Annotated in this window: 11 protein-coding genes; 4 read left to right on the plus strand and 7 right to left on the minus strand. The window is 66.9% G+C overall.

The window, feature by feature from the left end; all coding sequences use genetic code 11:
- The first annotated feature begins 17 nt into the window (after window positions 1-17).
- Window positions 18-1433 carry an alpha-L-fucosidase gene (locus VGN66_RS05700; RefSeq protein WP_327517892.1) on the plus strand — a complete coding sequence of 472 codons (1416 nt, stop codon included), beginning with the start codon at window positions 18-20 and terminating at the stop codon, window positions 1431-1433.
- Here the strand turns inward: VGN66_RS05700 and VGN66_RS05705 are convergent.
- Window positions 1405-2727 carry a hypothetical protein gene (locus VGN66_RS05705; protein WP_327517893.1) on the minus strand — a complete coding sequence of 441 codons (1323 nt, stop codon included), beginning with the start codon at window positions 2725-2727 and terminating at the stop codon, window positions 1405-1407. The two genes, VGN66_RS05700 and VGN66_RS05705, sit on opposite strands and share 29 nt — an antisense overlap.
- Before the next feature lie 98 nt (window positions 2728-2825).
- On the opposite strand from VGN66_RS05705, the gene VGN66_RS05710 reads away from it, so the two are divergent.
- Both VGN66_RS05710 and VGN66_RS05715 read left to right on the plus strand, forming a co-directional pair.
- Window positions 2826-4223 carry a hypothetical protein gene (locus VGN66_RS05710; protein ID WP_327517894.1) on the plus strand — a complete coding sequence of 466 codons (1398 nt, stop codon included), beginning with the start codon at window positions 2826-2828 and terminating at the stop codon, window positions 4221-4223.
- The gene (locus VGN66_RS05715) at window positions 4223-6583 is read left to right on the plus strand and encodes a glycoside hydrolase family 95 protein (RefSeq protein WP_327517895.1); all 2361 of its coding nucleotides are present in this window, start codon (window positions 4223-4225) and stop codon (window positions 6581-6583) included. Before VGN66_RS05710 ends, VGN66_RS05715 begins: the two co-directional genes overlap by 1 nt.
- 266 nt (window positions 6584-6849) lie before the next feature.
- Here the strand turns inward: VGN66_RS05715 and VGN66_RS05720 are convergent, their stop codons facing one another.
- The 6 genes from VGN66_RS05720 to VGN66_RS05745 all read right to left on the minus strand — a co-directional run bounded on the left by VGN66_RS05720 (window position 6850) and on the right by VGN66_RS05745 (window position 15011).
- Window positions 6850-7203, minus strand: coding sequence for a hypothetical protein (locus tag VGN66_RS05720; protein ID WP_327517896.1), 354 nt, complete (start codon window positions 7201-7203; stop codon window positions 6850-6852).
- A gap of 251 nt (window positions 7204-7454) precedes the next feature.
- Entirely contained in the window at window positions 7455-9134 is a 1680-nt protein-coding gene (gene nagE, locus VGN66_RS05725; RefSeq protein WP_327517897.1) for an N-acetylglucosamine-specific PTS transporter subunit IIBC, read from the minus strand.
- Window positions 9131-11617 (minus strand): phosphoenolpyruvate--protein phosphotransferase, encoded by a 2487-nt coding sequence (gene ptsP, locus VGN66_RS05730; RefSeq protein WP_327517898.1) that lies wholly within the window; start codon window positions 11615-11617, stop codon window positions 9131-9133. Before ptsP ends, nagE begins: the two co-directional genes overlap by 4 nt.
- 19 nt (window positions 11618-11636) lie before the next feature.
- Window positions 11637-12803, minus strand: a complete 1167-nt coding sequence (nagA, locus tag VGN66_RS05735; RefSeq protein WP_327517899.1) for an N-acetylglucosamine-6-phosphate deacetylase — start codon at window positions 12801-12803, stop codon at window positions 11637-11639.
- A complete protein-coding gene (locus VGN66_RS05740; protein WP_327517900.1) occupies window positions 12800-13843 on the minus strand; it encodes an SIS domain-containing protein in 1044 nt (347 codons plus the stop codon). Before VGN66_RS05740 ends, nagA begins: the two co-directional genes overlap by 4 nt.
- A gap of 91 nt (window positions 13844-13934) precedes the next feature.
- Entirely contained in the window at window positions 13935-15011 is a 1077-nt protein-coding gene (locus VGN66_RS05745) for an acyltransferase family protein (protein ID WP_327517901.1), read from the minus strand.
- A 179-nt stretch (window positions 15012-15190) separates the two neighbouring features.
- Between VGN66_RS05745 and VGN66_RS05750 the strand changes: the two genes are divergently transcribed.
- Window positions 15191-18391, plus strand: a complete 3201-nt coding sequence (locus tag VGN66_RS05750; protein WP_327517902.1) for a TonB-dependent receptor — start codon at window positions 15191-15193, stop codon at window positions 18389-18391.
- Window positions 18392-18403 lie beyond the last annotated feature (12 nt).

Consider the following 18403-nt stretch of genomic DNA (forward strand, 5'->3'; position numbering starts at 1 on the left):
CGTCAGGAGAGACAGGCATGAACCCGATCGATCGTCGCAGCTTCCTGGGTGTGGCCGGAGGCGCGGGTGCGCTCCCGCTGCTGACCGCTGCGGCGGCGGGGCAGGAGGCGGATGGCGCGAGTGCCGCGACCGCGACGGCGCTGCTGCCCTATCAGGAGGATAGCCGCGCGCGCCGGATGAAATGGTGGCACGATGCGAAGTTCGGGATGTTCATCCATTACGGGCTCTATTCGATCATCGGGCATCAGGAATGGGTGATGGAATCCGAGGGGATTGCGATCCCCGACTATGAGAAGCTGGCGGGCCGGTTCATGCCCAAGCCGGGTGCGGCGCGCGAATGGGCGCGGCTCGCGAAGCGGGCGGGGCAGCGCTACATGGTGCTGACGACCAAGCACCATGAGGGCTTTTGCCTGTGGGACACCGCCACCACCGATTACAACGCGGCGAAACAGGGGGCGAAGCGCGATATCGTGCGCGAGTTCGTCGCGGCGGCGCGTGCGGAGGGGCTGGGGGTCGGCCTCTATTTCTCGCTGATGGACTGGCATCATCCCGATGGCGCGCGGTGCAAGGACGATGCGGCGGCGCGCGAGCGGTTCGTTGCCTACACCCATGCGCAGATCCGCGAGCTGCTGAGCAACTACGGCAAGATCGACATATTGTGGTATGATGTCGACTGGCCGCTGACGCCGGAGCAGTGGCGCGCGGACGCGATGAACCGGATGGTGTTCGACCTCCAGCCCGACATCATCGTCAACAACCGCAACGGCCTGACCGGCGATTTCGCGACGCCCGAGCACCGCATCACCGCGAGCGAACGCGCGTGGGAATCGTGCATGACGATGAACTATGGCTGGGGCTATCAGCGCAGCGATCAGGAATGGAAACCGGCGCGCAAACTGGTCAATGAGCTGACCTTGTGCGTGCAGCAGGGCGGCAATTACCTGCTCAACATCGGCCCCGAAGCGGACGGATCGGTGCCGCGCGCGTCAGTCGATACGCTGGAGCAGGTCGGCGCGTGGCTGCGTACCAACGGCGCGGCGATCTATGATTGCGACGGGCGCGCGGCGGGGGCGTTCGGCAACTATACCAACTTCACCAAGGCGAAGGACAAGCTCTACGTCCATGTCTATTTTTGGCCGTCGGGGAGTCCGGCGGCGCAGGTTCTGGACGCGCTGAAACCCGAGACCGTCGTCGCGGTGGGCGGGGTGCGGACGAAGATACTGTCGGCGCGGCTGCTCAAGACCGGGGAGTCGGTGGCGTTCACGCAGGACGCGATTGCGCTGCGGCTGACGGGGCTTCCCGATGAAGCGCCGGATGATCCGACGACGGTGATCGAGCTGACTTGCGCGGGCACGCCCTATGTCCGCCATCACCTGATCCGGCCGGAATGGCCGCGCTATGGGGTCAATATCGGGGGTGCGCGCAGCAGTTAGGAAACTCATCCTCCCCCTGGCGGGGGAGGATAGAAGGTTTGAGCCAGCGGTCGGCGAAGGCGATGAAGTGGGTCCAGTCGCTGGTGGTGAGGGCGTGGGGGCCGGTGCGGAGGTGGTAGCCGATGCGCGAGTGGATCGGGTGGTCGGGCGGGGGCATCGTTTTGGCATCCAGCCCGCCAGCACCGAGCAGGCGATAGACCGGGTCAGCAGCTTTGGCGGCCAGGAATTCGCCCTTTGGGTCGGCCCACCAGTCTTCGGTGGCGCTGGCAATATAGACCGGGCGGGGAGCGGCGAGGGCGATCAGCATGTGGGCATCGACCGGCAGCTCCGCCTCACGTTCGGCAAAGGTCTTGAAGCGCGGGGCGAACCAGTAGCTGTTCATCACCCGGATCGTCTCGCCGAAGTTGCGGCGGTAGAGCGCGGCGCCGCCCTCGCCCGAATTGTTCGCGATGACCATGGCGAAGCGCGGGTCGCGTGCGCCCGCCCAGAGCGCCGCCTTGCCGTAGCGCGAATGGCCGAACACGATCACGCGCTGCGCATCGACGCCGGGGGCGGTCGCGAGATAGTCGAGCGCGCGGCTGAGGCCCCAGGCCCAGGTCGCGATCGCGCCCCAGCGTTGGGGGTCTGAGGGGCTGGTGCCGAAGAAAGGGTGGATGCTTTCGGCAACCTTACCGTCGCCATCGGGATAGAGGTCGCCGGTGAAATAGGTGGCGACGCCGTAACCTGCCTTCAGGATCGCTTCGACCGGCCATTCGGATGCGTCGATGCCGCGTGAATGCAGCGTGGCGCTGCCCTTGCGGATGCCGGGTGCCGGGGTGACCCAGCCGGGGGTGATGTGGATTGCGGGGTCGGGGTGGATCGCCTGATTGCCGTGGAAATTGGGGCCGAGGAATATCGGCACGCGGCCGCGCGCAGCGGCGGGCAGATAGAGCAGCACGCGCATCTGTGGCCCAGTGCGGTGACCGTCGAGCAGTATGGTGATCTGGCGACGCACGGCGAGGCCGCCCAGTGCGCTGCCCTGCTCCTCGACGATATAGCGTTGCCGCCGTGGCTGGGGCGCGACGCCGTAGATGTTCGCTTCAAACAGCGCGATCAGCTCGGCGCGGCGCTTGCGCCAGTCCTGCGGCGTCGCGACGCGGTGGCCATCGGCGGCGATCAGCGGATCGGGGAGCTGGTAGGGGGCGACTTGCGCTTCGTCGGAGTTGCCGTCGAGCTGCGCGGCGGCGGGAGTGGCGCAGGCGAGCGCCAGAATCGCGGTGGTTGACCACCGAATGTTCCTTCCGATGCGCCGCATGTCCTCTCCCCTGTGGCCGAGCTTGTCTTACAGGTTTTTCAGACATATGATAATCATATGACTGCGCATCAGGCGCGGCGAAAAGTTGGAGAGGCTGCATGAAGCGCCGTGAGTTCGTCGAGATGCTGGCGCTGGCGAGTGGCGTGGCGGCACTGCCCCGCATCGCGGTCGCGGGCGAGCGGGTGATTGCGCTGGAATATGATGCGACGCGCACCGGTGCGACGATCCCGCGCGACTATGTCGGCCTGTCGTTCGAGCGCGCGCAGCTGTCCAACCCCGGCTACTTCTCCCCCGAGAACAAGGCGTTCGTGCGCCTGATCCAGGGGCTGTCGCCATCGGGCAGCATCCGGCTGGGCGGATCGTCGGGCGAGCATACCGCCTATATCGGCGACCGCACCGTGCCGCCGACGTTCGAGATCCACGGGCCGGAGCATAACAAGCTCAACCGCGAGGGGCTGAACGTCTCGATCAAGGCGTTGCAGAATTTGCGCGGGTTTCTGGACGCGACCGGGTGGAGCTGCCTCTATGGCCTCAACATGGCGCATGCGACGCCGGAAGAGGCGGCGCGTGAGGCGGCGGATGTGCAACGTATCCTCGGCCCCCGACTTCAGGCGATCCAGATCGGCAATGAGCCGGACGTGTTCCGCAACCGCTATCGCCCGCCGACCTGGACTCCCGCCGATTATGTGGCGGAGTGGGCGCGCTTCCATGCGGCGATCATCGCCGCCGCGCCGGGGCTGAAGTTCGCCGGGCCGGGGATTTCGAACAAGCTCGACTATCTCACCGCCTTTGCCGCCGCCGCGCCGCGTTATCCCGATGTGACGATGCTGACCGGCCATTATTACGCGATGGGGCCGGCGGGATCGCCCGAGGCGACGCTGGACCAGCTCAAACTGGCCGAGGCGAAGACGGCGACGTTCAAGCAGGCGGGCTACACCGTGGTCGAGGATGCGCGGCGCGTGTCGGGGCTGCCCTACCGCATGTCGGAGGGCAATAGCTGCTGGGATGGCGGCAAGGTCGGTGTGTCGGACGTCCATGCGGCGTCAGTGTGGGGCGCGAACCGGATGCTGGATTGGGCGCGGCGTGGCTGGATCGGGGTCAACTGGCATGGCGGGGGCTATGGCAATTACTCGCCGATCGTCGGCACGCCATCCAAGGGCTATTCGCGCCGTCCGCTTTATTTCGGAACGCAGTTCGCGCAGAACCTCGACGGCGCGACCTTTCTGGAGGCCAATGCGGTGCCTAACCCTGATCTCGGCTACTATGCGCTGCACCAGAACGGTCGCGACCGGATCGCGCTGATCAATCAGGGCGATGCACCGGTCACGGTCGAGTTGCCTGCGTCGCCCGAGGCGCGGGTGATGGTGCTGACCGGGCCGTCGGCGGCTGCGAAGGATGCGACGACGCTGACGACCGTGTCGCGCCGCCCGGCGCGGCGAGTGACGGTGCCGCCGGTGACGGCGATGCTGTTCACGCTGGCGGGACGGCGCGGCTGATGGACACGCCAAAGCTGTCGCGCCGCGATGCGATGAAGGCGGGGGCTGGCCTCGCCATCGCCGGTGCGTTGCCGGCGGCGGGCGCGGGGTCGGCGGCGTCCGATACGCTGCTATGGTACGACACGCCGGCCAGCGAATGGGTCGAGGCGCTGCCGATCGGCAGCGGGCGGCTGGGCGCGATGATCTTTGGCGGCATCGCCAATGAGCGAATCCAGCTCAACGAGGACACGTTCTTCGCTGGATCGCCCTATGACAGTAGCAATCCCAAGGCGCGCGAGGCGCTGCCGCGCGTGCGTGAGCTCGTCTGGGCGGGCAAGTATAAGGAAGCGCAGGACCTCGCCGACGAGACTTTGGTCGGGCGGCCCGCGCGGCAGATGTCGTACCAGCCGATCGGCGACGTGCTGCTGCTGTTTCAGGGGATCGAGAATGCGCGGGACTATCGCCGCACGCTCGATCTGGATGGCGCGCTGGCGACGACGCGGTTCAAGCTGCGCCGGGTGACGCATCTGCGCGAGGCGTTTGCCTCCGCGGTCGATCGCGTCGTCGCGCTGCGGCTGTCGAGCGATGCTCCGGCGGGGGCGATCACGGTCAATCTTTCGCTGTCCACGCCGCAGGATGCCGAGACCAATGTCGAGGATGGCGACACGCTGGTCATGCGCGGCATCGGCCCGGCGCAGCATGGCATCCCCGGCGGTGTCCGCTTTGAGACGCGGGTGCAGGTGCGCCGCAAGGGTGGCCGTCAGACCAATGGTCGCGACGGCATCCGGATCGAGGACGCGGACGAGGTGGTGCTGATCATTGCCACCGCGACCAGCTATCGCCGGTTCGACGATATCGGCGGTGACCCCGCGGCGATTGCGCGGGCCGATATTGCGGCGGCGCGCGGCAAGAGCTGGAGCGAATTGCTCGCCGCGCATCAGGCGGACCATCGTGCGCTGTTCCGCCGGGTGTCGATCGACCTAGGCCGCACCCCGGCTGCGGAGCTATCGACCGACCAGCGAATCGCGCGGTCGGCTGCGCTCGACGATCCCGCGCTGGCCGCGCTCTATTACCAGTTCGGGCGCTATCTATTGATCGCCTCGTCCCGGCCGGGGAGCCAGCCCGCGAACCTGCAGGGCATCTGGAACGAGCGGACCGCGCCGCCATGGGAGTCCAAATGGACGCTGAACATCAACGCGGAGATGAACTACTGGCTCGCCGACGGCGGCAATCTGGGCGAGCTGGTCGAGCCATTGCTGCGCATGACCAAGGAGCTGGCGATCACCGGCCAGCGCACCGCGCGCAACGATTGGGGTGCGCGCGGGTGGGTCGTCTATCACAACACCGATTTGTGGCGGCAGACGACGGTCAACTCCTCCGCCTTTTACGGAATGTGGCCGCTGGGCGGGGCGTGGCTGCTCAACACCTTGTGGGACCATTGGGATTATAGCCGCGACCGCGCGTTCCTGGCCGAGCTGTACCCGCTGATGGCGTCGGCCTGCCAATTCTACCTCGACACGCTGGTGCCGCATCCGCGCACGGGCGAGCTGGTGATGAACCCGTCCAATTCGCCGGAAAATTCGCACCGGCCGGGCGCCTCGATCTGTGCCGGGCCGGCGATGGACAGCCAGTTGCTGCGCGATCTGTTCGACAACACCGTGGCGGCGTCTGAAGTGCTCGGGCGCGACGCCGAGCTGCGCGGCAAGATTGCGGCGGCGCGGGCGAAGCTGCCGCCTGACCGGATCGGGCGGGCGGGGCAGTTGCAGGAATGGTTCGACGACTGGGATATGGATGCGCCCGAGATCGACCACCGCCATGTCAGCCATCTCTATGCGCTGTATCCCGGGCAGCAGATCACGCTGCAGCGGACCCCGGAGCTGGCGGCGGCGGCGCGACGGTCGCTGGAAATCCGTGGTGACGAGGCGACCGGATGGGGCATCGGGTGGCGGATCAACCTGTGGGCGCGGCTCGAACAGCGCGAGCGGGCGTACAAGGTGCTGCAGATGCTGCTCCAGCCCAGCCGCACCTATCCCAACATGTTCGACGCGCATCCGCCGTTCCAGATCGACGGCAATCTGGGCGGGGCGGCGGGGATCGGCCAGATGCTGATGCAGAGCCATTCGGACACGATCCACCTGCTCCCCGCGCTACCCCGCGCCTGGCCGAGCGGGCGCGTTATGGGCCTGCGTGCGCGCGGCAATATCGGGGTCGATCTCGCCTGGCGCGCGGGGCAGCTGGAGGAAGCAGTGCTGACTGCGCAGTCCGATGCGAAGGTTGCGGTTCGGCTGGGCACGCAGACGATCGATGCCCGGTTACAGCGCGGTGACAGGGTGCGGGTGACGACCGCGCCATCGGGGTTGCGCCTGACGCGGATGGCGTAATCGGATTTTACGGTGGGATCACCGGCATAGCGCACGGCTTCACGCCCCCTCTCAGGACCAGCGGTCTTTCGCCAACCAGGGGACGTGAGAGCCTTTCCGGCAGTGGCAGCACGGCGACCCGCCGCTCGACCCCGTCGCGGGCGTGCGCGAGTTCGCGACGCATTGTCGATTCCAGCAGTAGCGCGTCCATCGCGCGCACGCGTCGGTCGAACGGCGCCGTAGGGTCTTTGGCATCGGCGGCGAACACGCTGCTGCCGATGATCGCATCAGTGCCGGATCGAACGTGTAGCGGTCGGAGGGGCCGCACAATCGCTCATAATTCTGGCACCCGCGCCGGATCTCCATCGGAACGTCAGCGCCTGGCCCGGGCGCCGCAGTGCTCCTAGATCGCCGCCATAGACGATTCCGAGATAGACGTTGGGACTGACCGGATTTAGCACCTCGACCTTGATCTTGAGCACGTTCTTGAGCGCGAACAACGCGCGCAACGTGTCCGGGCGGGCCCAGATCTTGTAACAGGCGTGACAGGCATAGGGCACCTGAGCCTCGCCATAAGCGATCGTGAACAAGGCTGCGTTGAGGAAGTGGCACGGCGCGGAGACTGTGCCTTGCGTCGACAATGTCGGGGTGTCTGAGCTCAGCAGGCTGGATACAACACCGTCCGAGCTGAGGCGATAGCGACCGTCGGTGTCCCGGATCAGTCGCCCGTCGGCGACGGCTTCAGCGATCCGATCGGCAACACTGCGTCCCGCGACCTTGACTGCGCCAGTCGATCTACTGACGGAGACGTCGGCGGCATGGCGCGTCGTCAGAGGGCGTATCGGGACGCACGCGCCGGGCGCCGTGTCCGGACACCCGGGATTGCTCCAAATCACCCCAGCAGGAGGTGGAAGACCCTGGCCTCGGGCTGAACCATGCCGCGGGTCGCGCCGGCAAGGGCCGTCGGATCGACCTGCTCGGCCACCGCGACCTCGACTCGCAACCTGCCATGCAGCGCGCGGCAGGCGATGATGTTCGCCGCTCCGCCCAGCGCCGAGACCAGGGCCGGGTCGAGCGCCGTGGGTGCTGCCGACGGGACCTGCGTCGGGGCGCTTGTCGGCGTGCTCTGCGGCTTGCCGAGCGCTGCCCGGATTTCCTCCGCGATCAGGTCGGCGAGCGGGCCGAGTACGACTTGCGCGGCGTTGGCGGAGGGGCGGATGATGCCGCGTGCGCCGAGTGCGGTCAGCGCGGCATCGTCGATTGCGCCCTGGTCGACGACCATCAGCCGCAGCCGGGTGGTGCAGGCGTCGACGCTGGTCAGGTTGCCCGCGCCCCCGAGCGCGGCGACGAACTGTGCGCCGCGTCCGCCCGCGACGACGGGGCTTTCGCTCGCACTGGCCGCTTCCCGCTCGCGCCCCGGTGTCGCGAGGTCGAGCTTGCGGATGAAGAAGCGGAACAGGCCGTAATAGAGCAGCGCATAGACCGCGCCGACCGGCAGCAGCAACCAGGGCCGCGTCGACAGCCCGAAATTGAGGACATAGTCGAACAGCCCGGCCGAGAAGCCGAAGCCGAGCTTGACCCCAAGCAGGTGCATTAGCGCCATCGACAGCCCCGTCAGCACCGCGTGGATCGCGTAGAGCAGCGGCGCGAGGAACATGAAGCTGAACTCGATCGGCTCGGTCACGCCGGTGAGGAAGCTGGTGAAGGCGAGGCTGAACAACATCCCGCCGACCGCCTTGCGCCGCTCCGGGCGCGCCTCGTGGTACATGGCGAGGCAGGCGGCGGGCAGGCCGAACATCATCACCGGGAAGAACCCCGACATGAATGCCCCCGCGCTCTGATCCCCGGCGAAGAATCGGCGCAGATCGCCGGTGACGCCGCCGAAATCGCCGATCACGAACCACGCGACATTGTTGATGATGTGATGCAGCCCGGTGACGATCAGCAGCCGGTTGAGCACGCCATAGGCGAACAGCCCGAGCTCGCCCGATCCCACCACGCCACGGCTGGCCGCGTCGAGTCCGCCGCTGATATGCGCATAGCCATAGCCGATCACCGCTGCGAGCAGCAGGCCGGCGACCCCGGACGCGATCGGGACGAAGCGCCGCCCGCCGAAAAAGGCGAGATATTCGGGCAGCGCGATGGTGGCGAAGCGGTTGTAGAATTTGCCGCCGATCAGGCCGGACAGGATGCCAATCGGCACCTCTAGCCGGTCGATCTGCCCGGTGGCCCAGGCTTTGGCGGCGAGCGCTGTCGCCGCTTCGGGCAGGCCGGCGCCGATGTCCGCCGGCGCGACAAGGAATGTCTGCGCCCCGGTGGTCGTGGTGAGATAGCAGGTGATCCCCGCCAGCGCCGCCGCGCCATTGCCGTCGCGCGCAAATCCGGTCGCGACGCCGATCGCGAACAGGATGCCGAGATTGTCGAAGATCGCCGCCCCGGCTGCTGAGATAAAGGCGATGTCGAGCAGGTCGGGCTGGCCGATCCGGAGCAACAGGCCAGCGATCGGCAGCACCGCGATCGGCAGCATCAATGCGCGGCCGAGCGGCTGGAGCGCTTCGAAAATCCTTTTCATGTGTGGCTCTCCGCAAAAGCGCGGGCAAGCGCGCGGACTTCGGCAGCTGAGGTACAGTCGAGCGCGGCGCGGGCATGCGCCTGTGCCTGTGCCAGCGTGAGTGCGCGGACGATCGCCTTGGCCTCGGCGACGAAGCCGGGGACCGCCGACAATTCGGTCGCGCCCAGTCCGATCAGGATCGGCACGGCGAGCGGATCGGAGGCGAGCCCGCCGCATACCCCGACCCAGCGCCCGGCACCCGCGCCGCGGCGGCACGTCTCGGCGATCATCCGCAGCACTGCCGGGTGGAGCGGATCGACCTGAGCCGCGACCGCCGGATTACCGCGATCCATCGCCAGCACATATTGGCTGAGGTCGTTGGTCCCGATCGACAGGAAATCGGCCTCTGCGGCCAGCAGGTCGGCGGTGATCGCGGCTGCCGGCGTCTCGACCATCACGCCGATCTCGACCGGGTCGGCGATGCCGAGTTCGCCGCGCAGCCGATCGGTGAGCGCGCGCACCGCGCGGACCTCGGCAACGCTCGCCACCATCGGCAGCATGATGCGGCACTGGCCGATTGGCCGGACGCGCAGGATCGCGCGCAGCTGGGTCGCCAGCAATTCGGGATGGGCGAGGCCGACGCGGATACCGCGCTGGCCCAGCGCCGGATTCTCCTCGGCGGCGAAGGGCAGATAGGCGGCGGGCTTGTCGCCGCCGATGTCGAGCAGGCGCACGATCACCGGAAGTCCCGGAAGCGCCTCGGCAATCCCCTGATAGGCGGCGTGCTGCTCGTCTTCGGAGGGCGCGGAGTCGCGACCGAGGAACAGGAATTCGCTGCGCACCAGCCCCGAACCCTCGGCGCCCTGCGCGGCGGCGGCAACCGCGTCCTCGACGCTGCCGAGATTGGCGAACAGCTCGATCCGCACCCCGTCAGCGGTGTGGCACGGCTCGGCTGCGTTCGAACGTGCGGCATTGCGGCGGACGTCGCGCGCCGCGATCCGCGCGGCAAACGCAGTGCTGTCCGCCTCGTTCGGTGCGATCGTCGCGCATCCCGCTTCGGCATCGAGCAGCAGCGTGGTGCCGCCCTGCGCCGCGTCGAGCGCATCGCCCATCGCGACCAGTGCAGGCAGCCCCATCCCGGCACACAGAATCGCGACATGCGAGGTCGGCCCGCCGCGCGCGAGGCACAGTCCCGCCGGGCGCGATGCGGCCAGCGTCACCAGCTGCGAGGGCAGCAGGTCGTCGGCGACCAGGATCGCCCCCGGCGGCGCTGCATCGGCGTCGGCGGGGGTGCCGGTCAGCACCGCCAGCACCTGCCGCTCGATATCGATCAGATCATCGATCCGCTCGGCGAGATGGGCATTGCCAGTCGCGCGCAGGATATCGATCTGGTCATGCACCGCGCCGCGCCACGCAAAGCCGGCGCTGGTCCCCTCGGCGATCCGCGCATCGGCGGCGGACGCAAGGCCGGGGTCATCGAGCAGGGCGAGATGCGCGGACATCACCGCCGCGACCTGGCTGCTGCCCGTGGCGATCCGCGCCGCGATTCCCGCGCCCACCTCGACCAGCGCAGCGGCGAGCGCCTCCCGCTCGACGGTGACGCCGGCGCCCTCGCGCTGCACGGCGATGGCCGATCGATCGATCCGCACGACCGGCCCCATCGCCAGCCCCGGCGAGGCGATCACCCCGCCGATCTGGCCCGGCTCCAGCGACGTGGCGGCAAGCGGGGCGGGCGTGGCGACTGCCGCGCTCTCACCCATATCGCTTTCGAGCAGCGCGACCATCGCCGCCAGCGCGTGTTCGGCATCGTCGCCGCGCGCCTCGATCACCACGCTGTCGCCCAGTCGCGTGCCGAGCGCGAGCAGCGCGACTGGACTGCGCGCATCGCCGCGCCGGTCGCCCAGCACCAGATGCACATCTCCCGCAAATCCGCGCGCGCATTCGGCGATCCGTGCGGCGGGGCGGGCGTGGATGCCGTGGGGCAGGCGCAGCGTCACCGTCTGCGCGATCACGGTGCCGTCGTCCGACCAGCGGCGCGGCGCCTGCGCGACCGGTTCGAGCGCCATCAGCTCCTCGCACGCGCCGACCGCGCGGTCGATCGTGCGGCGCGTGATCGTGAAGGCTTCGGCATTGGTCACGACGACCGGGGTGATCAGGCTCACGGCGGCGAGCGCGACGGCGTCGAGGTCGAAGCGGATCAGCGGGTCGCCGCGCAGCACGCGCGCGCCAGCCGCCACCAATGGGGTAAAGCCGCGTCCGTTGAGCGCCACGGTCTCCAGCCCGACATGGATCAGCAGCTCGACGCCCTCATCGCTGCGCAGCGACACCGCGTGAGCCGAGTCGTGCAGCGTCACGATCACCCCGTCGCATGGCGCGCAGACGGTGTCGTCGAGCGGGTGGATCGCGACGCCGTCGCCCATCATCCGCTCTGCGAACACCGGGTCGGGAACAGAATCGAGCGGGGCGGCCCAGCCCCGGAGCGGCGAGGTGATGATCAGCGCCATCGTGCCGCCGGTCCTTTCGTTACTGAGACGCGCGCAGGCGCGCAGGAGCGTCGATGGCCAGCGGGATACCGCCGATCCAGGTGCCGGCCGGCCGCAGGTCGCGGTCGAGGCAGATCCAGTCGGCGCGCAGCCCGGTGGCAAGAGCGCCGCGCTGATCGCCGAGCGACAGGAAGTGCGCCGGGGTCGTGCTCGCCATCGTCGCGGCATCGGGGACGGACAATCCCGTGACCTCGACCGTGTTGCGCAGGGCCGAAGCCATGTCGAGATGCGTGCCCGCCAGCGTACCGTCGCTGAACACGCACACGCCGTTGCGCACGATGATCCGCTTGCCCTGCAGCATGAATTCGCTCGCGTCGGTGCCGACCGTCGGCATCGCGTCGGTGACCAGCATCAGCCGGTCGACGCCCTTGGCCTTGACCGCGATCCGCACCGCTGCCGGATGCAAATGCGCGTCGTCGACGATCAGTCCGCACCAGATGTTGGAATCGAGCGCCGCGCCGACCAGCCCCGGTGCGCGGTGGTGCAAAGGCGACATCGCGTTGAACAGATGCGTGACCCCGGACAGCCCCGCGCCGATCGCGCGCTTGGCCTCGTCATAGGTCGCGTCGCTGTGTCCGGCGCTGACGATCACGCCGTGGCGGGTCAGCGTGGCGATATCCTCGATCGCGCATTGCTCGGGTGCGAGCGTCAGCATCACCCGTCCGCGGCGCGGCGCGGTGAGCAACGCCAGCGTCTCGCTGTCGAGCTTGCGGATACGGTGCGCCTCGTGAATGCCGCGCTTCACAGCGTTGATGAACGGCCCCTCGATATGGATGCCGAGCACGCCCGGAACGCCTTGCTCGATCGCGGCATCGACTGCGTCGAGCGCGGCGGCGATCTGCGGCGCGGTGTCGCTGATCAGCGTGGGCAGGAAGCCGGTGGTGCCGAACCCGGCATGCGCTGCGCCGATTGCGGCGATCGCCTGCGGATCGGCATGGTCGTTGAACAACACCCCGCCGCCGCCATTGACCTGGCAATCGATAAAGCCGGGCAACAGCCAGCCGCCGTCGAGGTCGATGATGCTGTCGGCGCGGCCCGATGCGACCGGTCCGATCGCAGCGATTCGATCGCCAGCGACGGTGATATCGGCCGACTCGACTACCTGTTTCGGCGTCGCGATGCGCCCGTTGACGATGCGAACGATCATAACGTCTCGGTCACCTTGCGCAGGTGTGGCGGCGCGTCGGGGTTCAGCCCGCGTGCCAGCGCCAGCCGGTTGGCAAGGCCATAGAAGCTCTGCACCATCAGCAACGGCTCGATCGCCGGATGCGCGGTCAGCGCGGGCAGGTCGGCATCGGCGGCGACGGGGTCGGCCAGCAGCAGCCGTGCGCCGCGTGCGCGGAATTCACTGGCAGTTTCGCGCACGCTCGCACCCGCGCGATCACTGCCGCCAAACGCCAGGATATGAAAATCGCGTCCGACGATCGCCATCGGCCCGTGCCGCACCTCTGCTGCGCTGAAACTCTCGGCATGCAGGGCACAGGTCTCCTTGAACTTGAGTGCCGCTTCCTGCGCGATGCCATAGCCATGACCGCGGCCGAGCACGAACAGATTGTCCGCCTCTACCAGCGCCGAAACGCCAGCCGACCAGTCGAGCGCCCAGGCGGCGCGCAGCGTGTCGGGCAGCTGCGCCACCCCCGCCGCGAGCGCGGCGTCGCGCGCCCAGGCAGCGGTCAGCGCCGCGATACCGGCGAGCGAGGCAATATAGGATTTGGTCGCAGCGACCGATCGCTCAGTCCCGGCGGACAGGGCGATCACCTCATCCGCCAGCGCACACAGCGGCGCATCCTCGGCATTGACCAGCGCTACGACATAGCCACCCGCGCGCCGGTGCATCGCGACCGTGGCGAGCAGGTCGGGGCTGCGGCCCGATTGCGAGATAGCGATGACCAGCCGGTTGCCCGAAACCAAGGGTGCGTCGAACAACGTCGCGACCGACAGCGCCGCCGACGCGACCGGCACGCCGATATGCGTCTCGATCAGATATTTCGCGTAGGTCGCGGCATGATCGGACGACCCGCGCGCGCAGGTGATGACTGCCTCCGGCGGATGCGCGATCAGCCGCGCGGCGATCCGGTCAAAGGCGGCGCAATTGACGTCGAGCAGGCGCGTGACCGCGTCCGCCGCCTCACCGGCTTCGCTCTCCATCAGGGTGGTGCGCTCGGCCATTGCCGTTGCCCCCGCCATTGCCGCCCTTCCTTACCCGATTGTGACGCATTCCGCGTCCGCTTCTGGTACTATAGTTGTTATATTGGTCTCATCAAGAGGTATTCCTCCATCAGATTTTGATGATCCAGTTCTTGCGCCGCAGCCACTCCATCGCAGCCCAGATCAGCACCATATACAGCGCCACCGGGGTCAGCGACGCCAGCGGATCGCCCAGCGTCGCGCGCGTCGCGTGGAAGGGCGTCAGCAACAGGTCCCACGCCACGACCCCTGCGGTCACCTGGTGCAGCGTATAGGCGGCGATGGCATTGGTCCCGAACGCGATCATCGCGGTCGCGGCGAGCCCGGGTGCGCGGCCTTCGCGGTCGAGCAGCGGATGGAGCGCAGCGAGCGCCAGCGTCGTGATGCCGGCGGTGACCAGCACGAAGCTGCTCGACCAGATGTCCTTGATGATCGGGAAGGCAAAGCTCCACGCCACACCCAGTGCGACCATCGCACCACCCGCAATCGCCAGTGCGCGGGTGCGTCTGCCGCTGCGATCCCGCAACATCTCGCCCAGCGCGACGCCGATCAGCCCTTGGGCGATGGCGGGAAGGGTGCCGAGAATTCCTTCCGGATCATAGCCTTCCGGCCCTTGCACATAGAGATGCGTGCCAAGCACGAAGCGGTCGAGCGAGGCGACGAAATTATGCCCGCGCTGCCATAAATCATTGGGTAGTCCGTCGAGTGCGGGGAGCAATGTGAGCGGCCAATACCCGATCAGCAGTACCGCGATCAGCACCATCCGCACGCGCGGCCCGCACGCGAGATACAGCAGCGCGCAGGCGCCATAGACCAGCCCAATTCGCTGCAGCACGCCGAACACGCGAAACTCGGACGCGGCAAAGTCTGCCGCCCAATAGAGGTTGGACAGCATCAGGCCGAGCAGGATCAGCCGACCCGCGCGCGCCAAGGCGCGGCCTTGCTGCCCCGGCGTCGAGTCGCGCAGCGAGAAGGGGATGGCGATCCCCACCATCGTCAGAAACCCGGGAAAGACGAGGTCGGCGACGGTCAGGCCATCCCAGCTCTTGTGCAGCAGAATCCCTACGACATCGGCCTCTGCGCCCCATTTCATCGCCGCTGCCGAATTGACCAGGATCATCCCCGCGACGGTTAGGCCGCGCAACACATCCAGTGAAATCAGGCGCATCGCGCACTCCCCCTATCGCCACTCCCGCCGACCACGAACAATTCATGCGCGGTCGCAAATTTGCAATAGACAGCATCTTGGATTTGTAGTCTATTGGTAATAGCCCAATGGCGTAATTGGTCTCATCGAAGTTCGTAGGGAGCGAGCGGAGGCCGGGGAAAAATGGGGAGATAGGGCATATGATCGAACGGACAGTCGCGGCTGCGCATGGGCGCCGCCTGCTGCAAGGGATCTGCATCGCCGCACTGGCAAGCGCAATCAGCGCACCGGCGCTGGCCCAGGAAACGACCGCACCCGATGACGGCGACACGATCGTCATCACCGGCATCCGCGAAAACCTCGAATCGGCGCAGAACCGCAAACGCAACGCCGACACCGTGGTCGATTCGATCACCGCCGAGGATATCGGGTCCTTCCCCGACAAGTCGGTGGCCGAGGCACTTCAGCGCGTACCCGGCATCACGGTCGTGCGCTTTGCCGGCACCGACGACACGTCGCACTTCTCGGCCGAACCGTCGGGTGTCATCGTCCGCGGCCTCAGCCAGGTCCGCTCCGAATTCAACGGCCGCGACGTGTTCAGCGCGAACAGCTCGCGTGGGCTCAGCTGGCAGGACATCTCGCCCGAACTGCTTGGCGGCGTCGATGTCTACAAGAACCAGACCGCCGACCTGATCGAAGGCGGCATCGCCGGCACCGTCAACCTGCGCACGCGCGTTCCGTTCGACAGCCCCGGGCGTCTGATCTCGCTGTCGATCAAGGGCAGCTATGGCGACATTGCCGAAGAGCCGACGGCGGACCTGTCGGGCATCTTCTCCGATCGCTGGATGACCGGCATCGGTGAGGTCGGCGTGATGGTGAACGGTGCCTATTCGCACGCGATCACGTCGAGCCAGGGCGTGCAGTTCGAACGCATGGGCATCTTCGACGGCGCCTTTGGCCCCGGCACGCAATATATTCCGAGCGGCATTTCGCTGCGCGACAACCTCTATAACCGCAAGCGGTACGGCGTTGCGGCGGCGGTGCAGTGGAAATCGCTCGACGAAAAGATGCAGCTGACCGGTCAGTATAACCGCTCGCAATATGACAATAGCTGGCGCGAACATTCGGTGTTCTCCAGCGCCTTCAACCCGGACCTTTATGGTCGCCCGAGCGACTTCCGGTACAGCGATAACAGCCAGGTCGCGCCGTTGGAGGGCACGGCACCTTTCGCGTTCGATTCGGACGGGAATTTCCTGTCCGGCTGGTGGTCGGCACCGCGTCCTTATGTCGGCGAAGGCAACGACAATCTGGGCCTGGGCGTGAACGAGGCCGGGCAGGCGTTCTACAATCGCTGCTATGCATGGGAAGGCTGCACCAACGCCCGCCGTGCGCCGCAGGTCGATACGTCCGCCAACGCGCTGCGTAACAAGCAGATCACGCAGGATTATGGCCTCAACTTCCGCTGGGACATTGCCGAGCGGCTGCGCCTGACCTTCGATGCGCAATATGTCGATGCGAGCGTCAACAACTATAACGCATCGGTCCTGTCGCGCACCTATGCCAACACCTTTGTCGACCTGACCGGCGACTATCCGCGCCTGGAATTCTCGCCGGTTGCGGACAATATCAACCTCTCGCCCGGTGGTCTCACCAACGCCAGCAACTATCACTATTACGCGATCACCGACCACACCGAGGACAGCGATGGCGAGGAGATCGCGCTGCGCTTCGACGCCGAATATGCGGTGGAATCGAGCTGGTTGGATGCGATCAAGGTCGGCGCACGCTATGCCGATCGCGACCAGACGGTGCGCTGGGGTGCGTATAACTGGGCCAATATCGCCAACACCTGGACCTACACCCAGGCGCCCTATTTCAACGTTAACCGGCCAGTCTATCCCGGTGGCAGCAACGCGATCCACACCTTCGGGCAGGATTTCTTCGCGGGCAATCAGACCAACCAGCATTCCTTCGTGTTCTTCAACATGGACCGGCTGGTCGACCGCGCGACGCTGGCGAGCACATTGGGGCGTCCCGCGCTTGGCGTTGGCGAGTATTTCCCGGTCTGCTCGAATGCGGGCTATCGCGCGGGTGAGACCGTCACCGGCGACTATGGCTGTTATCTGCCCAGCGAAATCCATCGCGTGAGCGAGCGCACCGCCGCCGCCTATGCGATGGCGAAGTTCGGCGGCGACGGTCTGGCGATCGGCGGCGTGAAGATCTCGGGCAACCTTGGCGTCCGGCTGGTCTGGACAGAGGATGCGACGGTCGGTGCGACGACCTTTGCCAACCCGTTCAATGCGACCGATCTGACCTGTGTGCGCGGCATCGATGGCGCGGGCAATCCGACCGCAACCGCGGGCTGCGTCATCACGCCGACCGAAATTGCGTTCAACAATGGTGCGACGGTGGGCGATACGACCCGCGTCAACCATTTCCACGCACTGCCGAGCTTCAACATGAAGTTCGACCTGACCGACAAGCTGGTGTCGCGCTTTGCCTATTCGCGGGCGATGTCGCGGCCGGACATCGGGCTGCTGCGCAACTTCCTCAACATCAACCGGCTGTCGCCCAATTTGTCGGATCGCAGCGACCCCAATGTCACGCGTGACGCGGCGGGCAATCCGACTGCGTATAACTGGCAATATACCGGGACGTCGGGCAATCCGGGGCTGAAGCCGATCACGGCGGATCAGGTCGATCTGACGCTTGAATATTACTTCGCGCGTGCCGGATCGCTGACGGTCACCGGCTTCTACAAGCAGTTCTACGACTATATCCAGGCCGGCCAGTTCAACCTGACCATCGCGAACAACGGCGTGACGGAGCAGGTGCGCCTGAACCGTCCGGTCAATGGTGAAGGCGCCGGCATCTATGGTGCGGAGGTCGCGTTCCAGACCTTCTTCGACTTCCTGCCCGGACCGTTCGACGGCCTCGGCGTCCAGGCCAACTACACCTATGTCAAGAATGACGGGATCGAGACGGTCAATTTGACCAACGAGACCGGTGCTGGAACGTCCGGCGGCGGCATCTCCTATGATGCGACGACGGTAAAGGCCCGCGCGCTCGAAGGCGTGTCGGAACACAGCTTCAACCTGGTCGGCATGTACGAAAAGGGGAAGGTGTCGGCGCGCGTCGCGTATAACTGGCGCTCCAAATATCTGGTCACCGCGATCGATTGCTGTGTCGGCTTCCCGATCTGGCAGGGCGCGACCGGCTATCTCGACGCGTCGATCCGGGTCCGCGCGACCAAGGAAATGGAGTTCATCCTCGAAGGCTCGAACCTGCTCAGCACCGATACGGTTCTGTACCAGCAGGTCGACTCGGCCGGGCTGCTCAAGCCGAACGCGTGGTTCAAGAACGACCGGCGCTTCCAGCTTGGCCTGCGGTTGAACTTCTGATGCAGGGTGCGG

The organism is Sphingomonas sp., from assembly GCF_035998645.1.
In the GTDB taxonomy this organism is placed as follows: domain Bacteria; phylum Pseudomonadota; class Alphaproteobacteria; order Sphingomonadales; family Sphingomonadaceae; genus Sphingomonas.

What these genes read in the sequence shown, in the direction of transcription:
- VGN66_RS05700 (WP_327517892.1), top strand. Translation starts at nt 18, where the DNA reads ATGAACCCGATCGATCGTCGCAGCTTCCTGGGTGTGGCCGGAGGCGCG.
- VGN66_RS05705 (WP_327517893.1), bottom strand. Translation starts at nt 2,727, where the DNA reads ATGCGGCGCATCGGAAGGAACATTCGGTGGTCAACCACCGCGATTCTG.
- VGN66_RS05710 (WP_327517894.1), top strand. Translation starts at nt 2,826, where the DNA reads ATGAAGCGCCGTGAGTTCGTCGAGATGCTGGCGCTGGCGAGTGGCGTG.
- VGN66_RS05715 (WP_327517895.1), top strand. Translation starts at nt 4,223, where the DNA reads ATGGACACGCCAAAGCTGTCGCGCCGCGATGCGATGAAGGCGGGGGCT.
- nagE (WP_327517897.1), bottom strand. Translation starts at nt 9,134, where the DNA reads ATGAAAAGGATTTTCGAAGCGCTCCAGCCGCTCGGCCGCGCATTGATG.
- ptsP (WP_327517898.1), bottom strand. Translation starts at nt 11,617, where the DNA reads ATGGCGCTGATCATCACCTCGCCGCTCCGGGGCTGGGCCGCCCCGCTC.
- nagA (WP_327517899.1), bottom strand. Translation starts at nt 12,803, where the DNA reads ATGATCGTTCGCATCGTCAACGGGCGCATCGCGACGCCGAAACAGGTA.
- VGN66_RS05740 (WP_327517900.1), bottom strand. Translation starts at nt 13,843, where the DNA reads ATGGCGGGGGCAACGGCAATGGCCGAGCGCACCACCCTGATGGAGAGC.
- VGN66_RS05745 (WP_327517901.1), bottom strand. Translation starts at nt 15,011, where the DNA reads ATGCGCCTGATTTCACTGGATGTGTTGCGCGGCCTAACCGTCGCGGGG.
- VGN66_RS05750 (WP_327517902.1), top strand. Translation starts at nt 15,191, where the DNA reads ATGATCGAACGGACAGTCGCGGCTGCGCATGGGCGCCGCCTGCTGCAA.